This window comes from Pandoraea pnomenusa (genome assembly GCF_040391475.1).
GTDB classification, from domain to species: domain Bacteria; phylum Pseudomonadota; class Gammaproteobacteria; order Burkholderiales; family Burkholderiaceae; genus Pandoraea; species Pandoraea pnomenusa_C.
This window is the reverse complement of sequence record NZ_JBEBXS010000001.1, coordinates 269,369-292,924: the sequence shown is the minus strand read 5'-3', so window position 1 is coordinate 292,924 and position 23,556 is coordinate 269,369. Positions and strand designations below refer to the sequence as shown.

21 protein-coding genes are annotated in these 23,556 nt (G+C 65.1%); 10 read left to right on the top strand and 11 right to left on the bottom strand.

Features of this window, described 5'->3' with window-relative positions:
* Positions 1-82 precede the first annotated feature (82 nt).
* Positions 83-1,600 carry a protein adenylyltransferase SelO gene (locus tag ABWO90_RS01200; protein WP_353189374.1) on the bottom strand — a complete coding sequence of 506 codons (1,518 nt, stop codon included), beginning with the start codon at positions 1,598-1,600 and terminating at the stop codon, positions 83-85.
* A gap of 356 nt (positions 1,601-1,956) precedes the next feature.
* Here ABWO90_RS01200 and ABWO90_RS01195 point away from each other — a divergent pair, with 356 nt between their 5' ends.
* The 10 genes from ABWO90_RS01195 to ABWO90_RS01150 all read left to right on the top strand — a co-directional run bounded on the left by ABWO90_RS01195 (position 1,957) and on the right by ABWO90_RS01150 (position 12,964).
* Entirely contained in the window at positions 1,957-3,585 is a 1,629-nt protein-coding gene (locus tag ABWO90_RS01195; protein ID WP_353189373.1) for a 3-(methylthio)propionyl-CoA ligase, read from the top strand.
* 234 nt (positions 3,586-3,819) lie between these two features.
* Positions 3,820-4,776, top strand: coding sequence for a branched-chain amino acid ABC transporter permease (locus tag ABWO90_RS01190; protein ID WP_353189372.1), 957 nt, complete (start codon positions 3,820-3,822; stop codon positions 4,774-4,776).
* Positions 4,776-6,032 carry a branched-chain amino acid ABC transporter permease gene (locus ABWO90_RS01185; RefSeq protein ID WP_353189371.1) on the top strand — a complete coding sequence of 419 codons (1,257 nt, stop codon included), beginning with the start codon at positions 4,776-4,778 and terminating at the stop codon, positions 6,030-6,032. Before ABWO90_RS01190 ends, ABWO90_RS01185 begins: the two co-directional genes overlap by 1 nt.
* A complete protein-coding gene (locus ABWO90_RS01180; protein WP_353189370.1) occupies positions 6,029-6,847 on the top strand; it encodes an ABC transporter ATP-binding protein in 819 nt (272 codons plus the stop codon). The genes ABWO90_RS01185 and ABWO90_RS01180 overlap by 4 nt, the downstream gene beginning before the upstream one ends.
* A complete protein-coding gene (locus ABWO90_RS01175; protein WP_353189369.1) occupies positions 6,840-7,565 on the top strand; it encodes an ABC transporter ATP-binding protein in 726 nt (241 codons plus the stop codon). Before ABWO90_RS01180 ends, ABWO90_RS01175 begins: the two co-directional genes overlap by 8 nt.
* A gap of 91 nt (positions 7,566-7,656) precedes the next feature.
* Positions 7,657-9,753, top strand: a complete 2,097-nt coding sequence (locus ABWO90_RS01170; RefSeq protein ID WP_353189368.1) for a 3-hydroxyacyl-CoA dehydrogenase NAD-binding domain-containing protein — start codon at positions 7,657-7,659, stop codon at positions 9,751-9,753.
* A gap of 93 nt (positions 9,754-9,846) precedes the next feature.
* On the top strand, positions 9,847-10,452 hold the full coding sequence (pncA, locus tag ABWO90_RS01165) for a bifunctional nicotinamidase/pyrazinamidase (RefSeq protein ID WP_353189367.1): 606 nt from the start codon (positions 9,847-9,849) through the stop codon (positions 10,450-10,452).
* Positions 10,453-10,561: 109 nt separating this feature from the next.
* Positions 10,562-11,002: a PaaI family thioesterase gene (locus tag ABWO90_RS01160; protein WP_353189366.1), complete on the top strand. Its 441-nt coding sequence runs from the start codon at positions 10,562-10,564 to the stop codon at positions 11,000-11,002.
* An 89-nt stretch (positions 11,003-11,091) separates the two neighbouring features.
* Positions 11,092-12,087 (top strand): NADP-dependent oxidoreductase, encoded by a 996-nt coding sequence (locus ABWO90_RS01155; protein WP_353189365.1) that lies wholly within the window; start codon positions 11,092-11,094, stop codon positions 12,085-12,087.
* A gap of 136 nt (positions 12,088-12,223) precedes the next feature.
* Positions 12,224-12,964, top strand: coding sequence for a class I SAM-dependent methyltransferase (locus ABWO90_RS01150; RefSeq protein WP_353189364.1), 741 nt, complete (start codon positions 12,224-12,226; stop codon positions 12,962-12,964).
* 33 nt (positions 12,965-12,997) lie between these two features.
* Here ABWO90_RS01150 and ABWO90_RS01145 read toward each other — a convergent pair whose 3' ends face one another.
* The 10 genes from ABWO90_RS01145 to ABWO90_RS01100 form a co-directional block, all read right to left on the bottom strand.
* The gene (locus ABWO90_RS01145) at positions 12,998-14,245 is read right to left on the bottom strand and encodes a beta-ketoacyl-[acyl-carrier-protein] synthase family protein (RefSeq protein ID WP_353189363.1); all 1,248 of its coding nucleotides are present in this window, start codon (positions 14,243-14,245) and stop codon (positions 12,998-13,000) included.
* The gene (locus ABWO90_RS01140; protein WP_353189362.1) at positions 14,245-14,727 is read right to left on the bottom strand and encodes a hypothetical protein; all 483 of its coding nucleotides are present in this window, start codon (positions 14,725-14,727) and stop codon (positions 14,245-14,247) included. The genes ABWO90_RS01145 and ABWO90_RS01140 overlap by 1 nt, the downstream gene beginning before the upstream one ends.
* A 104-nt stretch (positions 14,728-14,831) precedes the next feature.
* Complete coding sequence (locus ABWO90_RS01135) at positions 14,832-16,061, bottom strand: beta-ketoacyl-ACP synthase (RefSeq protein ID WP_353189361.1); 1,230 nt, start codon at positions 16,059-16,061, stop codon at positions 14,832-14,834.
* On the bottom strand, positions 16,061-16,786 hold the full coding sequence (locus ABWO90_RS01130) for a 3-ketoacyl-ACP reductase FabG2 (RefSeq protein WP_353189360.1): 726 nt from the start codon (positions 16,784-16,786) through the stop codon (positions 16,061-16,063). Before ABWO90_RS01130 ends, ABWO90_RS01135 begins: the two co-directional genes overlap by 1 nt.
* Positions 16,783-17,250, bottom strand: coding sequence for a hotdog family protein (locus ABWO90_RS01125; RefSeq protein WP_502922518.1), 468 nt, complete (start codon positions 17,248-17,250; stop codon positions 16,783-16,785). The genes ABWO90_RS01130 and ABWO90_RS01125 overlap by 4 nt, the downstream gene beginning before the upstream one ends.
* The gene (locus ABWO90_RS01120) at positions 17,243-18,454 is read right to left on the bottom strand and encodes a beta-ketoacyl-[acyl-carrier-protein] synthase family protein (protein WP_353189358.1); all 1,212 of its coding nucleotides are present in this window, start codon (positions 18,452-18,454) and stop codon (positions 17,243-17,245) included. The genes ABWO90_RS01125 and ABWO90_RS01120 overlap by 8 nt, the downstream gene beginning before the upstream one ends.
* Positions 18,451-20,874: an MMPL family transporter gene (locus ABWO90_RS01115; protein ID WP_353189357.1), complete on the bottom strand. Its 2,424-nt coding sequence runs from the start codon at positions 20,872-20,874 to the stop codon at positions 18,451-18,453. The genes ABWO90_RS01120 and ABWO90_RS01115 overlap by 4 nt, the downstream gene beginning before the upstream one ends.
* A complete protein-coding gene (locus tag ABWO90_RS01110) occupies positions 20,871-21,542 on the bottom strand; it encodes a LolA family protein (protein ID WP_353189356.1) in 672 nt (223 codons plus the stop codon). The genes ABWO90_RS01115 and ABWO90_RS01110 overlap by 4 nt, the downstream gene beginning before the upstream one ends.
* Positions 21,527-21,985, bottom strand: coding sequence for an acyl-CoA thioesterase (locus ABWO90_RS01105; RefSeq protein ID WP_353189355.1), 459 nt, complete (start codon positions 21,983-21,985; stop codon positions 21,527-21,529). The genes ABWO90_RS01110 and ABWO90_RS01105 overlap by 16 nt, the downstream gene beginning before the upstream one ends.
* On the bottom strand, positions 21,975-23,513 hold the full coding sequence (locus ABWO90_RS01100; RefSeq protein WP_353189354.1) for an HAL/PAL/TAL family ammonia-lyase: 1,539 nt from the start codon (positions 23,511-23,513) through the stop codon (positions 21,975-21,977). The genes ABWO90_RS01105 and ABWO90_RS01100 overlap by 11 nt, the downstream gene beginning before the upstream one ends.
* Positions 23,514-23,556: the final 43 nt, after the last annotated feature.

Sequence of the window (23,556 nt, the reverse complement as noted above, 5' to 3'; positions counted from 1 at the left end):
GACCCGCCACAGATGGGGGCGGACGCGTTGTTTTGCAAGGCGAGCGGTCTGGCCCGCCGGCGGCTGCCGGGGGCGCTCGTGCTCAGGAGGAGCAACTGACCTCGAGTTGCCCGGCCCAGTCGGGCGGCAATGCGGCGTAGTGCTCGAATTCGGGTTGCTCGTCGTACGGATGCGAGAGCACGCGGAGCAGCGTGTCGACCTCCGAAAAATCCTTCTCATTGGCTCGCCGAATCGCGATTTCGGCCAGATGATTACGCAGGATGTACTTCGGATTCACGAGACGCATGGCGATAGCGCGCTTCGCGTCGGTGCTCGCTTCATGGCGCAACCGGGCGCGGTAGTCCACGGCCCATGCGTCGAAGCCTTCGCGGTCGATGAACATGTCGCGCAGCGGTGCGTCGGCGGCCGGGTTGTCGAGCTGAAGGGTTGCAAGCTGACGGAACAGATGCGTGAAATCGACACGTCCTTCGTGCATCAGCTTGAATAGCCGGTTGATGAGCGTCTCGTCGTCGGCGTGCGACTCGCGCAGGCCGAGTTTGGCACGCATGCGCAGATCGATTTCTTCGGCGAACCGGGTCTTGAACACCGGAAGCACCGATTGCGCCTGTTCGATGGCCGCCTCGCCCTCGCCGAAAAGCGGCAGCAGCGCCTGGGCGAGACAGAACAGATTCCAGTACGCGACATTCGGCTGAGCCTGATAGGCGTAGCGTCCCTGCGTATCGGAGTGATTGCAGATGTGGTGCGCATTGAAGCCGTCGAGAAAGCCGTACGGCCCGTAGTCGATCGTCAGTCCGAGAATCGACATGTTGTCGGTATTCATGACACCGTGGCAAAAGCCCACGGCTTGCCAGTGCGCGACCAGTTCGGCCGTGGCGTCGCACACCTCGCCGAGCAGCGCGAGATACGGGTTGGCGGCTTCGCGACAGTGCGGGAAATGGTGGTCGATCGTGAAGTCGGCCAGTTGACGCAGCGCGTCGTACTGATCGGCCGCCCAGAAGTGTTCGAAGTGCCCGAAGCGAATGAAGCTGGGCGACAGCCGGGTGACGACTGCCGCCGTCTCGATCGTTTCGCGACGCACGGGCGCGTCGGAGCCGATCACGCAAAGCGCGCGCGTGGTTGGCACGCCGAGATGAAACATGGCCTCGGAGCCAAGGAATTCGCGGATCGACGAGCGCAGTACCGCGCGACCGTCGCCCATGCGCGAGTAGGGCGTCAATCCGCCGCCCTTGAGCTGGATCTCCCAGCGCCCGCCAGGCCCATCGGACTCGCCGAGCAACAACGCACGGCCGTCGCCGAGTTGACCCGCCCACACGCCGAACTGATGACCGGAATAGACGCTGGCAAGCGGGTCGCCACCGGTGAGCGGCGCGTTGCCGGCGAAGGTAGCGAGAAATTCGGGATCGCGTGCCGCCTCCGGCGACCAGCCGAGCAAACGGGCGGCGTCGGGGGAAAAGCCGACCAGATAGGGCGCGGGCAGCGGTTGCGGCGCAAGCCGCGTGTAGAAATCGGCGCCAAGCGAAGCGAACCGATTTGCTAAAGGCAGCGGTCCGAACGGCTTCAGCGCAGGGGAAACGGCAGCGGGGCGGTCGGTAGCCGACATTTGGAATGTTCCTGATGGTGAACAAACATTCTACTTGAGCTCCCCGTAGCGCGCTGCCGGGTTGCGTACACTGGCATGCCGGGTCGTTCGTCACCGCAGGCGGTTCCGTTGCCCTTGTTGCGCCGCACAAGCGATGAGCGTTGACCGGGCGCGTGCGGACGTCAAGAATGATTCTCCGCGGTGTCCACGAATTCAAGCATCAGACGTGCCAAATCACCGGGCACGTGCAACAAAAGGCACAGATAACGTACGAGGCGCATGGCGTACGACGTACGTGGGTGTCTGTTGGTATTCGATCGCTGTTCCCGACGTATCCCCGTAATTCCGGTTTTCCGACTTTTCTGGAGATTCGACGCATGGCAACACCGCTCCTCGGCCAGATGATGGCCGCGCCGCTCCTGATCCCCTCGCTGCTCACTCACGCTGCCCGCCATCACGGCGACACCGAAATCGTGTCGCGTCGTGTCGAGGGTGACATCCACCGCTATACCTGGCGTGACGCCGAGCGGCGTGCCAGGCAACTGGCACAGGCATTGCGTCGGCTGGGCGTGCGCGACGGCGAGCGCGTGGGCACGCTGGCGTGGAACGGTTACCGTCATCTCGAGCTGTACTACGCAGTCTCGGGCATGGGCAGCGTCATCCATACGGTCAACCCGCGTTTGTTTCCGGAACAGATCGCCTACATCGTCAATCACGCGGAAGACCGTTACGTCGCGTTCGACATCAATTTCCTGCCGCTCGTGGAAACGATCGCGCCGCAATGTCCTGGCGTTGCGGGCTGGATTGCGATGACCGATCGCGCGCACCTGCCTGCATCGAGCCTGCCGCTGTTGTGCTACGAGGACCTCGTGGCCGCTGAGGATGGCGAATTCGCCTGGCCGACGCTCGATGAGAATACGGCGTCCGGCCTCTGCTATACGTCGGGGACGACCGGCAATCCGAAGGGCGTGCTCTATAGTCACCGCTCGACCGTGCTGCACGCGTTCGGCGCGGCGTTGCCGGATGCGATGGCGATGTCGGCGCGCGACGCCGTCCTGCCCGTCGTGCCGATGTTCCACGTCAACGCGTGGGGGATGCCGTATTCGAGTGCGCTCGTGGGCGCGAAGCTCGTGTTTCCGGGCAAGGACCTTGACGGCAAGTCGTTGTACGAGCTGTTCGAGGCAGAGGGCGTGACGTTCTCTGCCGGGGTGCCGACCGTTTGGCTGGGCCTCATTACGTATGTGAAGTCCATCGGCGCGCGTTTCTCCACGTTGGAGCGGACGGTGATCGGCGGCTCGGCTTGCCCGCCGGCCATGTTGCAGACGTTCGAGAAGGACTACGGCGTTCGCGTCATTCACGCCTGGGGCATGAGCGAGATGTCGCCGCTCGGCACGTTGTGCCATCTGCGCAAGCATCATCGCGAGATGCCGGCCGAGGCGCAGCAGCACATTCTGGAGAAGCAGGGGACAGCGATTTATGGCGTCGACCTGAAGATCGTCGGTCCGGATGGGGGCGAGCTGCCCTGGGACGGCAAGGCGTTCGGCGACCTTTACGCGCGCGGGCCCTGGGTACTGGATCGCTACTTCCGCAACGACGCGTCGCCACTCGTCGACGGCTGGTTCCCGACGGGCGACGTGGCGACGATCGATCCGGAAGGCTACGTGCAGATCACGGACCGCAGCAAGGACGTCATCAAGTCTGGCGGCGAGTGGATCAGTTCGATCGATGTCGAAAATATTGCCATGGCGCACCCCGAGATTCACGAGGCGGCGTGTATTGCCATGCCGCATCCGAAGTGGGAGGAGCGCCCGTTGCTGGTCGTCGTGCGAAAGCCCGGTTCGTCGCTGTCGCGCGAAGACGTGCTGACGTTCTATCAGGGCAGGGTCGTGAAATGGTGGATCCCCGACGACGTGGTCTTTGTCGACGAGATTCCGCACACGGCTACCGGCAAGATGCTCAAGCTCAAGTTGCGCGAGAAGTTTCGCGATTATCGGCCGGCGTCGTAAGCGGCGTGGCCGCCAAGGGCGAGTCGTCGCGGCGGTATCGCGGGGAAGTTTCCTGCGATCCGCCCGGAAAATGCCGAACCGCCGCTCGGACATCGCTCAAATGTCCTGTTGACGCCGTTTTCCGGGCGATCCGGCGGCGTTCGCGTCGTACGTCCCCTCTATAATGTCAGCCTGAAATCCCCGTGATGCGGCGTTCTGCGCCGCGTCTTTCATTGGTTTTCCGAAGGAGACGCAGTGCATCTGCTGAGTGCCACCGCCGGCCTCGTGCTCGTGAACGGTGTGAGCTACGGCTTGCTGCTGTTCATGCTCTCGAGCGGGCTCACGCTGATCTTCAGCATGCTGGGCGTGCTGAACTTCGCGCACGCCAGCTTCTACATGCTGGGGGCGTACTTCGCTTATGCACTGTCGGCGCAGATCGGTTTCTGGGCGGCGCTCGTCGTGGCACCGTTGCTCGTGGGTGTCTTCGGTGCGCTGTTCGAGCGTGGCGTGCTGCGCCGTTTGCGCTCGCGCGGTGCGCTGGCGGAATTGCTGGCGACGTTCGGATTGGCCTATGTCGTCGTGGAACTGGTGCAACTGGCGTGGGGACGCGGGCCGGTCGATTATGGCGTACCCGCTGCGTTCGATGGTGTCATCGTTCAGGTGGCGGGCATCGCCGTACCCGCCTACCGGCTGTTTCTGATGGCGTTGGCCTGTGCGATTGCGTTGCTGGTGTGGGTGGCCTTCCGTGCGACGCGCGTCGGACTCGTCTTGCAGGCGGCGCTGTCGCAACCGGCAATGACGCAGGCGCTCGGGTATGACGTCCCGGCGCTTTATACCGGCGTGTTCGCGTGCGGTGCGGCGTTGGCGGCGCTTGCGGGGGCCGCTGGCGGCAACGTGCTCGTGACGGAGCCGGGCATGGCGGCGACCGTCGGCAGCGTGGTGTTCGTGGTGGTGGTGGTCGGTGGCCTCGGCTCGTTGGGCGGGGCGTTCGTGGCGTCGTTGCTCATCGGCTTGTTGCAGACGTGGGCCGTGACGAGCGATGCCAGCCTCGCATCGTGGTGGTCCCAGGCCGCTTCCGGCACGTTGGGCGATGCACTGGTGCCACTGGCTCGCCTGAGCGTGGCCCAACTGGCGCCGGCTGTTCCGTACCTGTTGATGGTTGCCGTGCTGCTGTGGCGCCCGCGCGGGTTGTTCGGTGTGCGGGAGGGTTGATGAACGACGTCACTGTCGCACCTGCCTCGTGGCGGCGCCGGTCAGCCGTGTGGCTGGTCTTCGCCGTTGCGCTTGCCGTCGCACCTTGGTGTTTTCCGTCCGACGCGGCGTTGACGCTCATGACGCAGATGGGCACTGCGGCCATTCTTGCGCTTTCCTTCAATCTTCTGTTGGGCTCGACCGGCCTGCTCAGCTTCTGTCACGCGACGTACGCGGGCGTGGGCGCGTATGCCGGCGTGTGGTGCATGAACCGCATCGGTGTCCAGAGTCTGCCGGTGTCGATGGCGCTGGTGCCCTTCGCGGGCGCTTTCGCCGGTGCCGTGGCCGGGGCGACGCTGGGTTTCGTCACGACGCGTCGCGCGGGCCTGACGTTCGCGATGATCACGCTGGGTGTGGCTGAACTCGTGTGGGTCATGGCGGCGATGCTGCCCGAGTGGTTCGGGGGAGAGCGCGGCATTCCCACGGACCGCACCTTGGGCGCGGCGTGGTTCGGCATCACATTTGCAACGCAACGCGAGATCTACGGGCTCGTGGCCGTCTGGCTCTTTGTCTGCACTGCGCTGATGTATGGCGTCACCCGCACGCCGCTCGGTTTCCTCGCTCGCGCGGTGCGCGATAACGCGGGCCGAGTGGCGTTCCTCGGACAGTCGCCGGCATCGGTGCGCTACCGGATGCAGATTCTGGCTGCGGCCTTCGCCGGTGTGGCCGGTGCATTGGGCGCACTCAATTTCGAATTGGTCAGTGCCGATACGTTCAGCCTCGAGCGTTCGGGCGTGGTGCTCGTCTTCACCGTGCTGGGCGGTACGGCCTATTTTGCCGGCCCGATGCTCGGTGCCGTGGCCGGTGTGTTTGCTACGGTCGTGCTCGCGACGTATACCCGCGCGTGGCAGCTTTACCTTGGGCTGGGATTTCTGGCTGTCGTCGTTTTCGCCCCGGGGGGCATCGCCGGCCTGTGGGCCATGCACTGGCAGGCATGGCGCGATGGGGCGATACGCGTGATGTGGAAGCCGTACGCGGTCGCCTGTGCGGGATTGACGTTGTTCGTCATCGGGCTGATCGCCATTGTCGAGATGACCTATGGCGCGCGACTGGCCACACCGGGCGAGGTGAATCACCCGGCGACAATGCCATGGGGACTGGCCATCGCCGCAACTCTCGTGGGGCTCGTCGTGTTGATGCGCGCGGGACGCCGCTTGCGTCACGCGGCGGCGCAAGCGAGGCGTGTCGACGCACATGCCGCGGAGGTTTGCCAATGAGCGATGTGGCCATTTCGGCGGACGGTGCCGAACCGGTGTTGAGCGTACGAGGCGTCGAAAAATCGTTCGGACGCACGCAGGTGCTTTGCGGCGTCGATCTGACACTGGCGCCCGGGGAGCGGCTCGCCATCATCGGTCCGAACGGTGCGGGAAAAAGCACGTTGTTCGATGTCATCAGCGGCAAGGCGCGACCGAATCGTGGCCGAGTCGTGATGCGTGGCCGCGACGTCACCAGATACGCCCCGCACGTTATCAGCCGTCTTGGCTTGTCGCGCAGCTTCCAGACGTCACAACTGTTCGGGCAGATGAGCGTGATCGATCATCTGCGATGCGCCTCACTCTGGTCGAGCGGTCACCATTACACGTTCTGGCGGCGCATGCGGGGACTTCGGGACGTGACCGAACGCAGCGACGCGTGGCTGGTGCGTCTCGGGTTGGAAGCGCGTCGCGATGTGCCCGCGGGCGCGCTGAGCTATGCCGAGCAGCGAGTGCTCGAAGTCGGCCTGTGTGCGGCGTCGACGGGCAGTGTGATGTTGCTCGACGAGCCGACGGCGGGAATGAGCCAGTCCGAATCGTCGCGAATGGTGTCGCTCATTGCCGAACTCAGCCGGGGACGCTCGCTATTGATGATCGAGCACGATATGCGTGTTGTCTTCTCACTGGCCGATCGGATCGCCGTGCTCGCGCGCGGTTCGATCATTGCCTGCGACACGCCCGCCCGGATACGCGCGCACCCGGACGTGCGCACCGCGTACCTGGGGGAGTATGCAGACGCGCTGCACGATGCCCGCGCCGGGGAGGTGCCCGATGCTTGAACTGAACGACGTCAGCGCAGGCTATGCGGGTAGCCGTGTGCTGCAAGCGGTGACGATGCGCGTCGCCCCCGGGGAGATTGTGGCGGTGCTCGGGCGCAACGGCGCCGGACGCTCGACGCTTGCGCGCGCCATCATGGGACAGTTGCCACGTGAAGGCGAAATCCGTTGGCAAGGGCAGTCGCTGATGTCGCTGGCACCGCATCAGATTGCGCGGCTGGGCGTTGGCTATGTACCGGAGACGCGCGACGTCTTCGCGCCACTGACCGTCGCGCAAAATCTGCGGCTCGGTCAGCGTGAGCGGCGCGGTTTTGGCTTCGCGTCGGCAAAGCGCGATGTCGAGCGATCAATGACGCTTGCGCAGGCCTTCGAGCGCTTTACCGAGCTAGCGCCGCGCCGCGACGCGCCTGCGGGGTCACTGTCGGGGGGCGAGCAGCAATTGCTCTCGTTGTGTCGGGCGATGATGGCAGGGCCTTCGCTGCTGATCGTCGATGAACCGACCGAAGGTCTCGCGCCCCGGGTGGTGGCGCGTATCGGACGGATTCTCACCGAGCTGCGCGCCACGGGTGTGGCGATTCTTCTCATCGAACAGAAGCTGTCGCTTGCGCTCACGTGTGCGCAGCGCGTTGCCGTGATGGGCAGGGGCGCGCTTGTCTTCGAAGGGACGCCGGACGCGTTGGCTGCCGCGCCGGAGATCCGTCGTGAATGGCTCGAGGTGTAGCGCTGCGCTAGAATCGAACGATCGTCTTGCCGCGGCCAGGCGCGCACGCGGTGCCCCCAACGACGCAAACAATATTAGGAAAGAGACAACGATGAGCACGGCTTATGAGGTTCGTGACGGCGTAGCCGTCATTACGCTGGAGAATCCCCCGGTCAACGGTCTGGGTCACGCAACGCGTGCCGGTATTGCCGAGGGGCTGGCCAACGCTCAGGCCGATGCGCAAGTGCGCGCCGTCGTGCTGATCGGCGGGGGGAAGGCATTCTCCGGTGGCGCCGACATCCGTGAATTCAATACGCCGAAAGCGACCCAGAGCCCGTTGCTGGTCGATGTCATTGCGGCACTCGACACCTGCACGAAACCTGTCGTCGCCGCCGTGCACGCGGTGGCGATGGGGGGCGGTCTGGAGCTTGCGCTTGCCTGCCACTATCGCGTGGCGTTGCCCGGCGCACAGATCGCGTTGCCCGAGGTCAAGCTCGGGCTGCTGCCCGGTGCGGGCGGTACGCAGCGCTTGCCGCGCGCGATTGGTGTGGCACGTGCCCTCGATATGGTCGTGACCGGTCGCGTCGTGAAGTCGGAGTCGCTCGTCGGCACGCTTTTCTCGAAGCTGTTCGACGGCCATTACGATGACTTGTTGACGGGCGCCATCGGCTTCGCCCAGGAGATCGCTTCGCAGGGTGGCCCGCTGCCGCGCCTGCGCGATGTGGCGATCGAAGATGCCGACGGCTCGGCGAAGGCCGCCATCGACGCCGCACGCGAGAAGGTGCAGCGCGAGCAACCGCATTTCCCGGCACCGCATAAATGTGTCGCTGCCGTGGAGGCCGCCCTGCAGCGCCCGTTCGACGACGGCGTGAAGTTCGAGCGCGAGTGTTTCGTCGCATTGGTGAGTTCGCCGGAATCGAAGGCCTTGCGCCACGCGTTCCTCGGCGAGCGCGCTGCGGCCAAGATCGCCGATGTGCCCGACGACACGCCGGTGCGCACCATCGACAAGGTGGCCGTCATCGGTGCTGGCACGATGGGCGGCGGCATTGCCATGACGTTTGCCAATGCCGGTATCCCGGTGACGCTGGTCGACACCACCGATGCCGCACTCGCGCGGGGTCTGGAGACGATGCGAGGCAACTACGCTCGTGCTGTCACGCGCGGCAAGCTGGCGGCCGACGAAGCCGAGAAGCGGCTCGCGCGGATTCAGGGCAGCACCGATTTCGCGTCGGTTGCCGATGCCGACCTGATCGTCGAGGCGGTCTTCGAGGACATGGCCATCAAGCAGGTGGTCTTCCGGGAACTCGACAAGGTGGCGAAGCCCGGCGCGATTCTGGCGTCCAACACGTCGACGCTCGATCTCGACGCGCTCGCACAGACGACCTCGCGTGCACAGGACGTCGTCGGCATGCACTTCTTCAGTCCGGCGAACGTCATGCGGCTCCTGGAAGTGGTGCGAGGGGCACACACCGGCAAGGACGTGCTGGCGAGCGTCATGAAACTGTCCAAGCGCATCGGCAAGCTGGCGGTCGTGGCACGCGTGTGCGACGGCTTCATCGGCAATCGCATGCTCGAGCCCTATTTCAAGCAGTCGCAATGGATGGTCGAGCAGGGGGCAACGCCTGCGCAGGTCGATGCCGCCATCGAGCGCTTCGGTTTTGCGATGGGCCCGTTTCGCACCAGCGATCTGGCCGGAAACGACGTCAGTTGGGCGATCCGCAAGCGTCGTCACGCGGAACATCCCGGCATCAAGTATCCGAAGATCGCCGACGTACTGTGTGAGGCAGGGCGTTACGGTCAGAAGACGCACGCCGGCTGGTACGACTACGCCGAAGGCGATCGCACGCCGCGCGAATCGGCCAAGGTCGCGCAAATGCTCGACGACTATCGCAAGGCCAACGGCATTGCGCCGCGAGCCTTTTCGGAGGAGGAGATCGTCGACCGTCTCGTTTATGCGTTGGTGAACGAAGGTGCCAAGGTTCTGGCCGACGGTACGGCGGCGCGCGCGTCGGACATCGACATGGTGTATCTGAACGGCTACGGATTCCCGCTGTGGCGCGGTGGCCCGATGCTGTACGCCGACACGATCAGCCTCGACAAGGTGCTCGCACGCGTGCGCGAATTCGCGCAAGGCGAGCATGGGGAAGACTGGGCGCCGGCAGCACGGCTCGTGGAGTTGGCAGATGCGGGCAAGCGTTTCAACGGCTGACGCGGCTGAAGCAAGTGAAGCAAGTGAGGCGATGGCGACGCGGAGCGCCCCGGCAGTTCTGCCGCCATCGTGACAATGATTGGGGGCAAGGATATGAAGCCGATGGACGAAGTCCTGCTGGTGATCGACGTGCAGAACGATTTCATGCCGGGCGGCGCGCTGGCGGTACCGCACGGCGATGAAGTGGTGCCCGCCATCAATGCACTGGCGAGCCAGTTCTCGCACGTGGTGCTGACGCAGGACTGGCACCCGGCCGGGCACGTTTCGTTCGCGGCGAACCACGAAGGGCGCAAGCCGTTCGAGACGATCGCGCTGCCATACGGCGAACAGGTACTCTGGCCAACGCACTGTGTGCAGGACACCCACGGTGCGGCGTTGCACGAAGACCTGCGTGTCCCGCACGCGCAAGCGATTGTGCGAAAGGGATATCAGGCGGGTGTCGACAGTTACTCGGCATTTCTGGAGGCCGATCGAAAGAGCGCGACCGGACTTGCCGGCTATCTGCGCGACAAGGGGGTGCGTCGCGTGCATTGCGTGGGTCTTGCGACGGATTTCTGCGTCGCCTGGAGCGCCCTCGATGCCAAGGCTGCAGGTTTCGACGTCTGCGTGATCGAGCATGCCTGCCGTGCCATCGACCTCAACGGGTCGCTGGCCGCCGCGTGGGCGTCGCTGTCGGCGGTCGGTGTGTCGCGCGAGTGATGCCGGGAGCGGTAGTTGTCAGGCGCGGCGGGCAAGGTGCTGCGCCGTATGGGGAATACTCGATGCTGAACAGCATTAACGGTGATGGCCGAAGTGGCCGGAGTTCACAATGAGCGCGGTAAAGATTCAATCAGGTTTTATCGATCTTCTCGGTATTGAGTTGCTTCGTGCCGAAGATGGCGAGTCGGAGTTGCGACTGCCGCTGGCACCCAAGCATCTCAATAGTTGGGAAGTCATGCACGGTGGCGTGACGATGGCGCTGCTCGATGTCGCGCTGAGCGTGGCGGGGCGAAGCGTGGCGCCGGAAGGCACCGGGGTCGTGACCATCGAGATGAAGACCAGTTTCATGCAGCCGGGGTCCGGCGAGATGCGGGCCTTCGGGCGACTGTTGCATCGCTCCACGACGATGGCGTATTGCGAGGGTGAAGTGCGTGACGCGAACGGCAAGCTGGTCGCCAAGGCGATGGGTACGTTCAAGTACCTGAGGCGTCTTGCCGTGGGGCGCGACGTGCGCGAGCAGCGCCATGCCGACGCGCCACGCGGCGACTGATTCGACAACGTTGTAGGGCGGCGTACGGGATCCGTCGCGTTTGAGCGCGGCCGGTAACGACTATCGACAACCCTTGTGGAGGAAATGCCATGACGATCAACCGACAGATTCTGCTGGTCTCGCGCCCCAAGGGCGAGGCCACGCTCGACAATTTCCACCTTGCCGCGCCTGAATTGCCGGAACTGGGCGACGGGCAGGTACTGATTCGCAACTTTTACCTGTCGCTCGATCCGTATATGCGCGGGCGAATGAACGACACGAAGTCCTATGCGCCGCCGCAGCCGCTGGACACCGTGATGATCGGCGCGACGGTCGGTGAGGTGATCGAGTCGCGTCACCCCGACTGGCAGCCGGGCGATGCGGTTACCGCCATGTTCGGTTGGCAGGAGTATGGGATTTCGGACGGCAGCAATCTGCAGCGGCTTCGAGACAGCCGCGTGCCGATGAGCGCATACCTTGGCGCGGCTGGCATGCCGGGCGTCACGGCATGGTACGGCCTGAATCGGATCATCGCGCCGAAGGCGGGGGAGACGGTCGCCGTGAGCGCCGCGTCGGGGGCGGTGGGGAGCGTGGTCGGTCAATTGGCCAAGCGGGCCGGGTGCCGCGTGGTGGGCATTGCGGGCGGCGAGGAGAAATGCCGCTATGTGGTGGAAACACTCGGCTTTGACGCATGCGTCGACTATAAGGCGGGGAATGTCCATGACGCCTTGCGTGCAGCGGCGCCGGACGGCGTCGACGGCTATTTCGAGAACGTGGGTGGCGAGGTGTTCGATGCCGTCATGCGAAACCTCAACGCTCACTCGCGCATTGCGTTGTGCGGCATGATTTCGGGTTACAACGGCGAGCCGATTCCGATGAAGTACCCGGCGCTCTTGCTGACGAATCGGGTGCGTCTGGAGGGGTTCATCGTGACCGAACACATGGATGTGTGGCCGCAGGCGCTCAAGGAGCTGACCGACGCGATCGCGGCGGGGGAATTGCGCTATCGCGAGACGATGGCGCAAGGCATCGAGAACGCGCCGGCGGCGTTCCTTGGCTTGCTCAAGGGCGAAAACTTCGGCAAACAGATCGTGCGGTTGGTTTAATTCGGGATTCGACGCATAGTTATTCAGTATCCCTGAATTTCAGGGGTGTTGTGCATTCCGTACTTTTCACTTGAAAGGACAGTTGGCACAATAGCGACAATCCATCAGAACGGCCGCCGGCGCGGCAATCGCTATTGTGACCACTGCTGCCAATTCGCCTCATCTCTCGTCTGCAAAGGCATTTGTTCCCGAAACGCGTTTCGGGAACTGGTTCCTGAAAACGTACACCTGGCGCCATCACGTTCTGCGTGTTGCCATCGAGGATCTGCTTCAACTGGCCAATGGCGCTGTCCCGGAGGCGCCGGTCGTGCTGGACGCGGGGTGCGGGCACGGGAAGTCGCTGCCGCTATTGCACCAGTTCTTCTCGCCGGCGCGCCTGATCGGGTTCGATTGCTATGCCCCGGCGCTTGCGGATGCTCAGGCTGAGGCCAGTCGCGCGGGGATTCCGGTGGAATTGCTGCCGGGAGACTGTTCGGAGATTCCGCTGCCGGACGCCAGTTGCGATGTCGTGTTCTGTCATCAGACCTTCCATCATCTGGTGTATCAGGAAGCGGCGCTCGCGGAGTTTTACCGGGTGCTGAAGCCGGGCGGTGTGCTGTGTTTCGCCGAGTCGACGGAGGCCTATATCCGCTCGTGGGTGATCAGACTCCTGTTCCGCCATCCGATGCAAGTCCAGCGGAGCGCCGCGGGTTATCTCGACATGATTCGCCAGGCCGGTTTTGTCTTCGACGCCGAGAACGTGTCATACCCGTACCTCTGGTGGAGTCGAGCCAAGGATTTCGGGTTGCTCGAGCGCATGAAACTGCAGCGACGTCCGGCCTTTGGCGAGCGCGAGGAAACGTTGGTCAACGTCGTGGCCCGAAAGCCGTTGGCGTAAGGGCAGCGCGAAGCCGCCGGGGCCTCGCGTCGACTAGATGCTGGCGAGCGAAAGCGCCCCGTAGGTGCCGCCGAAGCCGAACGTGTTGATCAGGGCGCGACGCACCTGCGCCTCCCGGCAGTCGGTCCGGATCGGGTAACCGTCGAGTTCCGGCGTCAGGCGTTCGACGTTGACGGCCCCCGGGATGAAGCGCTCCTGCATCGCCCAGATTGCACATGCCATTTGCATGCCGCCGGCGGCAGCCACGGTATGACCCGTGAGACCCTTGATCGAGGTGACGTCGGGCAGCGCATGCACGCCACCGAAAGCCAACGCCAGCGCTTCAAGTTCTGCGATATCGCCCTGCGTCGACCCATTCGCGTGCGCACTGATGAAATCGGGGGGCGCCGGCAGGTCGCTGCACGCGCTTCGGACGACGCGGCTCATCGTGTGCGCATCGACGCCGAAGGCATGAGAAGCGCACGTGGCAACGCCTACACCGGTGATTTCTGCGAGCGGCCGGGCGCCTCGCGAGATCGCATGCGCCAGGGTCTCGAGGACGAAGATGGCCGCGCCGCCTCCGAGGACGAAGCCGTCGCGATCGGCATCGAACGGTCGTGACGCGCGTGCCGGCGTGGCGTTGTGTCCACGAGTGAGCACGCCCATGGCGTCGAAGCACAACGCGGCGCCCCACGGCGCCTCTTCGCTGCCCCCGGCCAGCATGACGTCCTGTCGTCCGAGGCGCAGCAAATCCACGGCATGCCCCACGCAATGAATGGACGTCGAGCATGCTGACGAAATGGCGTAGCCGATACCGCGCAGGTCGAACAGCGCGGAAATCGCAGCCTGCGCCGTACTCGACATCGCACGCGGCACGACGTAGGGCAAGACACGCGTGACGCCGCCATGCCGTGCGGTGTCCAGTGCGTCTTCGAAGTCTTTCATCGCCCCGGTACCGGACCCGACAACGACACCGCACCGCTCGTTGCTCAATGCCGAAGGGGAAAGTCCGGCATCGGCAACGGCACGCTGAGCGGCGTGGCACGCGTAGCGCGCCGTGTCGCCCATGAAGCGTCGCAACTTGCGCGCAAGCGCCAGGTCGTCGAGCGAGTCGGCATGCGGGCGGCCTGTCACCGTAGTGCGCAAGCCGTGCGCCACATAGTCGGGCGCCTCGTGCACGCCGCTGCACTGATCGCGAAGTGCCTCGATCACGGCGTCGCGCGAGTGCCCCACGGCCGACACCATGCCGATGCCGGTGACGACGACGCGAGGTAACCCGTCGGGGCGATGAAGGTGGACCATCAGAGTCGACGAAGCTCCACATTGATGTCGTGGATCAACGTATCGACCCAGCGGTTGTAATTCGGATGGATCATCGGCGTGCTGGGCGAGATCGTCGACGGGAAGTCCTCGCGGCGCGTTGCGGCGACCCGTTCACCTGCCACCTGATACTCCAGATTCGTGCTGTCGCGATAGGTGACCGAATACGAGGTTTCGCTGTACTTGATCGTGACCGACGCGAAGTGCTTGTTGCGCACGTTGAGTGAGGCCATCAGTACGCCCGGTTGCACCACGCTGATGCTCCAGTCGTGAATGGCTGCGCCTCGCGTGATGGCACCGCGGACCTCATCAAGCGTGGGGGTCTTGCCGGTGCCCGAGACAATGGCGATGTTGTCGTGCGGCACGATGGGTACCGCAGCGCGTGCGGCCATGGCTGCGGGCGCGATCATGGCGCTGACGGTGATGGCGAGCGATGCGATCAGGATGCGTCGACGGGTCTGCATGGTTTCTCCGTTTCGGTTTCAAGGGCCCCGGCCTGGCACTTGCGCTTGCCAGCGCCAACCGGGGCGTTCGTCAAACTTCGGGGTGACTGCGAAAACGACTGCGTTCAGGCGACGAATCGCTGGAAAATCAGCGACGTGTTGATGCCGCCGAAGGCAAAGTTGTTGCTCATGATTCGCTGTGCCTCAAGCGTTCTTCCCCGGGCACCTGCGATGTGATCGAGCGGGGCACAGGCGGGATCCGGCGCGTCGAGGTTGAGCGTGCCCGCGAACCAGTTGCGATGCATCATCTCGATGGCCCACCACGCTTCGATCGCGCCGCAAGCGCCAAGGGTGTGGCCGAGATAGCTCTTCATCGCGCTGATCGGCACGCCGCTGCCGAAGAGGCTGCCGGTCGCCTCGCTCTCGGCGATGTCGCCGCGATCCGTGGCGGTGCCGTGCGCGCTGATGTAGTCGATGGCGTTCGGTGGGAGTCCCGCGTCGTCGAGTGCGAGCTGCATGGCGCGGGCCATCGTGGCGGCGGTCGGTTGCGTGACATGGTTGCCGTCGGTATTGCATCCAAACCCGACGACTTCCGCAAGGATCGGCGCGTTCCGCGCCTGTGCATATTCGAGCGACTCGAGCACCAGCGTGGCGGCGCCTTCGCCGATCACGAGCCCATCGCGCGACGCGTCGAACGGCCGGGGCGTCAGTTCAGGCTCGTCGTTTCGTGTGCTGGTGGCGTAAAGCGTGTCGAACACCGCACTTCCCGGACCTGACAGTTCTTCGGCGCCGCCCGCCAGCATGACCTTGGCGCGACCGAACCGTATGGCCTCGTAGGCGTAGCCGATCGCCTGACTTCCCGAGGTGCAGGCGCTGGATGTCGGAACGATGCGTCCCTGCAAGCCGAAATGCACACCGATATTGACCGCCGTCGTGTGCGGCATCATCTGGATATAGCTCGTCGAGGTCACGCCCGCCATCGAACCGGTGTCGACCATGGCACCGAATGCCTGAATCGGCGCGATGCTGCCGGACGATGACCCATAGGCCACGCCAATATCGCCGGGGTCGGCGGCAGTTACGTCGAACGCTGCGCTCGCAAGGGCATGCTCCGTGGCGCGAAGGGCGAGCTGTGCCACGCGTCCCATGGATCGCAATTGCTTGCGAGGCCAGTTTGCCGGGGGCGCGAAGTCCTCGACCGGGCACGCGAGGCGGCCGTTGAGCATTTCGAAGTAGTCCCACTCCGGCATTCGGCGCACGGCGTTGCGCCCGGCGCGCAGCGCCCGTTCGATGTCTTCCCAGCGGCTGCCGAGCGCGGTCACGCCGCCGTAGCCGGTTATCACCACACGCGTCATCAGACGATCCCTCCATTCACGCCGATCACCTGGCGGGTGACGTAGCTCGCGCCGTCGGACATGAGAAACGACACCACATGCGAGACTTCCTGGGGCGTTCCCACCCGGTTCATTGGCACCATGCGCAATGCCTCTTCCATGGCAACGCCTTCGAGCATGCCCGTGTCCACCAGACCCGGCGCCACGCAGTTGACCGTGATCCGGCGCGACGCCAACTCGACCGACAGCGCTTTGGTGGCACCGATCAATCCCGCCTTGGCCGCGCTGTAGTTGACCTGCCCGCGATTGCCCATGACCCCGGAGACGGAGGCGATCGTCACGATCCGGCCGCCGTCGCGCAGCCGGACCATCGGCATCGTGAGCGGGTGCACCACGTTGAAGAAGCCGTCGAGGCTGGTGTCCAGCACGCTGTCCCAATCGTCGTCCGAGAGTGCGGGAAACGCGTTGTCACGCGTGATACCCGCCCCACAGACAATGCCGTAGTAGGCGCCATGCGCGGCAACGTCGGCCTCGAGCACCTCGCGGCAGGCTGCGCGATCGCGCACGTCGAACTGCAGGAGGGCCGCCGTACCGCCGTTGGCGCGAATGTCGGCCACGGTGGCCTCGCCCGGCGAAATCTGCTCGCGGCAATGGACGGTGACGGCAAAACCGTCCTGTGCAAGGCGCAGAGCGATGGCTCGCCCGATACCTCGGCTGCTGCCCGTGACGAGAACGCGTCGAGTCATGAAAGGTGCTCCAACAAAAACGCTGAAAAATCGGTAGGTTGATGAACTTTGATCGTGGCGTTGGCGACTGACTCGCCGCGCACTTCCACGCAGCAGTCGTAGGCACCGTTACCGGATTCGTCTCGCAGCACGCACGCGGCGCGTATCCGGACGGTTTCACCGGATCGCAATGACGGCACATTGGCCTCCAGACGGCGCGTGCCGAGCAGAACACCGGGGGCGGGTGGCAGGCCGCTGAGTCGACGGGTGAGCGCCTCATGCGCCGCGATCGCCTGTGCCATCAGCTCGATGACGATGTGGATCGGCATGTCGCCGTTCGCGTCGGCGTACCAGGCTTGGGGATCGGGTGTCGCCAGAACGCAGATCGCCCCGGCATCGTGCTCGCACACGGCGTCGATCAGCAGCATGGGCACGCGATGCGGCAGCAGATCTTCAATGGGCGGCCAGGGGTTGGGGTTATGCATTGCCAGCCCCCGAGCGCGAAAGAATCACGCTGACGTTGTTGCCCCCGAACGCGTAGGCGTTCGTCATGACATGCCGGGGCGCCTGCTCAAGCCGTGTCTGCGGGTTGACGAGCCGCAATGGACTCAGCAGCGGGTCGGTGTCGCCATCCCAGATATGCGGCGGCAGGTGACCATCGGCAAGGAGCGTGAGCCAGCACAACCCGATGCCCGTCGCCCCCGCCGCACCGAGCAGATGGCCGGTCATCGGCTTGGTGCCGCTGACCCAGGTTTGCGCGCCAAAGCACTGATGTGTCGCGAGGCTTTCCATCTCATCGTTCTTGGGGGTGCCTGTCGCGTGCAGGTGGACGTACTCGATCTGCGATGCCGGCATTCCGGCGTCGCTCAGCGCGGCACGCATGGCGGCGATGGCGCCGTGACCGTCGGGGGCGGGCGACGAGACATGGTGCGCGTCGCTGGATTCCCCAATACCGGAGAAAACGACGTCGCCGGGCTCACGTGACATCAGACAGACCATGGCGCCTTCACCGATGTTGATGCCATCGCGATGGCGGCTCATGGGGCGCGACAGTCCTTGAGAGAGCGATTCGAGCGATCCGAATCCCCCGAGCGTCAGGTCGCACAATGCGTCGGCACCGCCTGTCACGACGGCGTCGCACAGGCCGCTGTCGATGAGTCGTCGCGCCGCGCCGAACGCCTTGGCGCTCGACGTGCATGCGGTGGAGATGGTGTAGGCCGGACCCTGCACACCGAGCCATTCCGCCACGAATTGGGCTGGCGAACCGAGCGCCTGCTGGAGGTAGTGGTATCGCTCGGGCAACGCGCCGCTATCGCTCAGCCTTCTGAGTGCGGCTTCTCCGGCGTCGATGCCTGATGTGCTGGTCCCGATCACCACGCCGATGCGGGTTTTGCCATACCGCTCGACGTGGCGTGTCAGCGCAGGATGCAACTGCTGCGTGGCGGCCACGAGGAACCGGTTATTGCGGCAGTCGTAGCGCTGCAATCGCGCGGGAAGCGGCGGAAGTTCGTGGTCGGCCAGGCGCACGGCGCCGACCAGCGGCGGCGGGCAAGGGCTGGCCTGTGGCCAGGCGTCACGGGTTCTCATACCGCTGGTGTCACCGGCAAACAGGCGTGACGCGATATCGGGAAGCTCGTGGCCCAGCGCATTGATCATGCCGAGCGCGTGGAGGTAGACGGGGGGCTTCATTGGCGCAGTTCCGGAAAGCGCAGGCTGTACGGCGCGAGCAGCAGCGAGAGGGCAATGCCGATCGTCAGCGTCAGGCCGAAGGCGTGAAGGCTGGGCACGCCACTGAAGGCGAGAAGGCCGAACGACAACAGGGTCGTGGCCGCGGACATCAATGTGCCGGCCACCGCGATTGCTGCCAGACGCTCGTCGTCACCGGCACGAAGCTCGCCCTCGCGCAGAAAAATGGCGTAGTTCACGCCAACGCCCAGCACCAGCATCAGGGCCATCTGCGCGAATAGTGTCAGTGGCAGTCCAAGGTAGCCGAACGCGGCAAATACGACTGCGGTGGCCAAAAGGGTCGGTGTGATTGTCGCGAGTGCACCTCGCCATCCGTATCGGCGCGCCAGCAGGCACGCGACCACGCCGAAAGCGGCCACGAACCAGAACGCGCTGGCAATGCGGTAGCGGGCGAACAAACGGGAGACCGAAGCGGCCTTGTCGACATACGTGACCCCCGGCATGCCGTCTGCGACGGTTGCCGCCGCAGCGCTGTCGCGAAGGCCGCGCGGGCGTACGAGGCTGGCGAACCTGTCGGGCGGTTTCGGCGCCTGAGCCGCGTCTGCCTGCGTTGGCAATTCGCCCATCCAGAGCATGCGGAAGGGGGTTGAGCCCGGCCAGGCGAGCCATTGCCCGACGCGAAGCGGCGCAATGTCGCGCTCCGCCGGGTAGGCATTGGCGTACGTCTGCGCGAAGTCGTTGCGGAAACCGGCGCGCGTCATGGCCATGACCAGTTCATTCGGGTTGTCGAAGCGCGCAGCACCGAGGAGCGCCCGATCGTCGAGCTGGCGCTGCATCGAGGGCACGAATTGCGACACGCCCGTCCAGCCGTCGAAGGGGGCGTCGGTCTGGGCCGCAGCGCGGTCGAGACGCGCACCCAGTTGTTCTTCGCGGCGAAGCAGGGTTTCCTCGCTGTCCGCTTGCACGAGCCAGAACTGCGTTGCACCGTCGATGCCCGTGATGCGTGCGATGGCCTGTTCCTGCTGCACCAGCTCGGGTTCGCGGGCAATCAGCCTGCGAATGTCGTCGTCAGCGCTCAGACGCCACCATCCGGGCAGGCAGGCCAGCACGATCAGACATGCCGCGACCGTGCCCCGCCGTCCGGCGAGTGCGCCGCCCCAGACAAGCAACCATCGATGCGCGAGCGAGACGACGGGCGGGCGCAGGGCGGGCACGTTTCGCGGCAGGAAGGCAGGAAGCACCCAGACGACAAAGCCGTACGACGAAAGCAACCCGGCGAGGGCAAACACGGCAATCTGGCGCAGCGCCGGGAACGGCACGGCGCCGAGAATCGCATACCCGAGCACGCTGGTGGCGAGCGCGATACGCAGCGCAGGACGGATGTGCGGCAAGGCTTGCTGTGCTGCGTCGCGCGTCAGGCCGCCAACGCCGACAAAGTACTGAATCGCGTAATCGACGGTTTCCCCGATCAGCGCGGCGCCGAAAACCAGCGTGAGCAGGTGCAGCTCGCCGAAGATCAGCAGTGTAGCGACGGCGGCACTCAGGGTGCCGAAAGCGATCGTCCCCAGACCCATCGCCAGCAGTCGCCACGAGCGGAATGCCCATAGGGTGAGGAGTGCCACGCCGAGCGTGGCGACGATACCAATGCGATGCAGCTCCATCTCGGCTTGCGATCTGGCGGCAGCCGCGTGGAAGATTGCCCCGCTGCGCAAGACTTGCACCTCAGGCGCTTCCTTGCGGAGCGCCGATTGGGCGGCGTCGAAGAAGCGCACGACGCGTTGCTGTACCTGACTGTCGAATGCGGTGCCGCGCGTCTGGAGCACGACAAGCACCCAGGTCCTGTCGTCCTGCCGCGCACTGATCCAGCCGTTGTCGGGCAGCATCCGGAGCTGACCGAACGGCAGTTGCGCGAGCCATCGGTCAAGCCAGCCGAACGGGTCGTCATCGGGCGCTGTGAGTCCGAACGGAGAGTTGGCGAGTGACAACGGCGGCAGCCCGACGTCGGCGACGGCTCGCCGAGTCTGCGCCTCCAGCGCTGCCCGGTCTTCGCGGCTGAGCAACTGGAAGCGGTGGGGCTGGTAAAAGTCCGTGAGGAAGGCGGGGTCGAAGGCGGGAACCTGTCCCTGAACGCTGACGAAGTCGCCGCTGGCGCGAGCCAACGCGTCGAAGCGTGCGGCGGCCGAGCGCGCAGCGTTGGCGTCTTTCGCACCGAGAAGCACGACGACGCGATCGCTGACGCTCCCGGCAAGATGGTCGACCGCCGCTTCGGCCACGGGATTACGTTCGGTAGCCGGCAACAACGAGAGCACGTTGGTCTGAAGCGGGAGATGGCGAACGGTCAGCAGCCACAGACCCAGCGCAAGAAGACCGACGACCAGTCCGAGCGTGAACAGGCGACGAAGCGTACGGGAACGGGGCGTCATTCCACGGCTCGCAACAGACGTTGCTCATTGGCATCGAGGGGATCGGCCGTGCGTACTTTGTCGAACTGCCAACGGACAGATTCGCCTCGGCGAGTCTCAAGCGTTGCGGTGCGCACCACGGTGTCACCGGCGAGCGTGAGCCGTCGCATGACCTGCGCCACTTGAGGCTGGGAGGGGGTTAGCGCAATCTGCCAGCGATTCAGACTTCCGGTGACGACAATCTCGAATTGCGAGGCGAGGCCACTGGTGTCGCCACGCATGAAAGCGTTCGCCCACTCGTTGATCTGCGCGGTGACGGCCGACGGCTGCGCGTCGAGCGAGAGCAAGACGCCTTCGGCATCGAAGCGTGCGCTGCGTTGGCGGCCGTAGACATGGGTCTGCGGTTGCGGCGAACGGACTTGCCAGACGATCCCGCGCTCGCGCACGGACACCAGCGAGCCGCGTGTGACCTGCGGCGTGCTCAGTAGCGCGGAGGTTCGCGTCTGCACGAAATCGGCGTGCACCACGCTGTGCGCGCCGACCTGCGACACGATGCCTTGAAGCAGAGCGAGCCCGGACGCCGACGCTTCTCGGGCAGGCACCGTGCCGTCGGCGCGCGCAGGCATCGGCACGATGCCCGTCATCAGGGCCACGACACAGGCCGCGCGCAAGATCACCGGACGGCCCATGCGGCCTCCAGTTTGTCGAGTACCACGGCGGGACTCACGAATTGCAGTTCGCCGTTGCTGGCGTCGACGGCGACCTGGGTCGTATAGCCCTTGGTCAGACGTTCTCCGCTGATTGCGTCATGGATTTCATAGGCGATGCGCAGTCGATTTTCGAATTCCGTCAACGACGCTGTCACGCGCACGCGCTGTCCGTATCGTGCCGGACGCACATACTTGAGATGGCACTCGACGATCGGCCAGAGGTAGCCCGAAGCCTGCATTTGCGGATAGTCGTAGTCGAAACGGCGCAGCAGCGCGCAACGGGCGATTTCGAAGTACTTGACGTAATGACCGTGCCACGCGACATGCATCACATCGACATCGTGAAACGGAATGTCGACGTCGGCATGCGCGACCAGCCACGGTGCCTTTTGCGGGCGCAGGCCCATCGTGTCAGTCGTCATGGGACAGGGCGCCTCCGTCGGCGATCCAGGCACGCACGGCGCGCAATTCATGTTCGAGCGGGCGATCTTCTACGACGAACGGCGATTGCGCGGCGATCTCGTCGAGCCACTGGCGCATGGTATCGGGCAGCGGTGCCGCGCCGGGCGTTTGCCGGGCGCGCAGCGCGACCGCCTGAGCGACCGCAAGGGTATGCGCGGCCGCGACCTGTTCGGTCAACATCAGCACACGCAGGCAGTCGCGCGAAGCGATGGTGCCCATGCTGACCTTGTCCTGGTTATGCGACTCGGTCGAACGCGAGAATACGCTGGCAGGCATCGTATGTTTGAGCGCTTCTGCGGCCCAGGCGGAAGCGCCGATCTGCACGGCCTTGAAGCCGTGATTGATCGGGGCGCGGGGGCCGGTCGCGCCGCTGAGATTACGCGGCAGGCCGTTGTTGAACTTGTCGTCCACCAGCAAGGCCAATTGCCGATCCATGAGGTCGGCGATGTTCGCGACTGCCGTCTTCAGGCTGTCCATGGCAAAGGCGATGTGGCCGCCGTAGAAGTTGCCACCGTGATGCACTTCGCCGGTTTCCGGGTCGATGAGCGGGTTGTCGTTGGCGCTGTTGATTTCGTTCTCGACGTCGCGGCGCACCCAGGTGAGGGCATCCACCAGTACACCGATGACGTGCGGGGCACAGCGAAGGGAGTACCGATCCTGAAGGCGGGCTTCGGGCGGCTCCGCACGGCCCGCCAGGTCCTCCCGAATCCATCGGGCGGCGTCGCGTTGGCCTTCGTGAGGCTTGGCGTCGAAGAGCACCGGGTGAAAGTGGGCAGCGCGCCCGTCGAGCGCAATGGTCGTAAGTGCCGTCAGCCGCGATGCCAGACGCGCGAGCGTGCGGGCGCGCGCGAACGCAAGGCTCGCCAGCGCGGTCATCACCGCCGTACCGTTCATCAACGCAAGCCCCTCTTTCGGCGCCAGCATGATCGGCGCGCCGCCTGTCGCGGCCAACGCCTCCACGGCCGGGCACACGCGGCCGCGGAAAGTCACGTCGCGTTCGCCGATCAGGGTGGCGGCCACATAGGACAGGGGCGTGAGGTCCCCGCTCGCGCCGACCGAGCCTTCGGCCGGAATGCGAGGCAGCACGTCGTGCGACAGCAGATGCACGAGCGCCTCGAGCAGCTCGGGGCGCACGGCGGAGTAACCTTGCACGAGCGACGCGAGCCGGCACGCGAGGACTGCGCGAACGGCAGGGTCGTCGAGCCATTCGCCCATGCCGCAGCCGTGATAGCGCGTCAATTGGGCAGGCAGCGCTTCAATCAGCGCAGGCGGCACGTCGACAACGCATGCGTCGCCGTAGCCGGTCGTGACCCCATACACCGGGCGGCCCGCGGCGAGATGCGCGTGCAAGGCGTCAACGCCGCGACGAATGCGATCGCGCCACTCCGGGTTCGTCGACAACGTGGCCGTGCGGGTCCGCTCGGCCAGCGCCAGGATGTCTTCGATTGTCAGGCGGCGTTCGCCAAAAACTACGGCAGGTGCGCGCATGGGATCCGGCGAAGGTGTCGGCGACCGATCGCGCGCGGCAAGC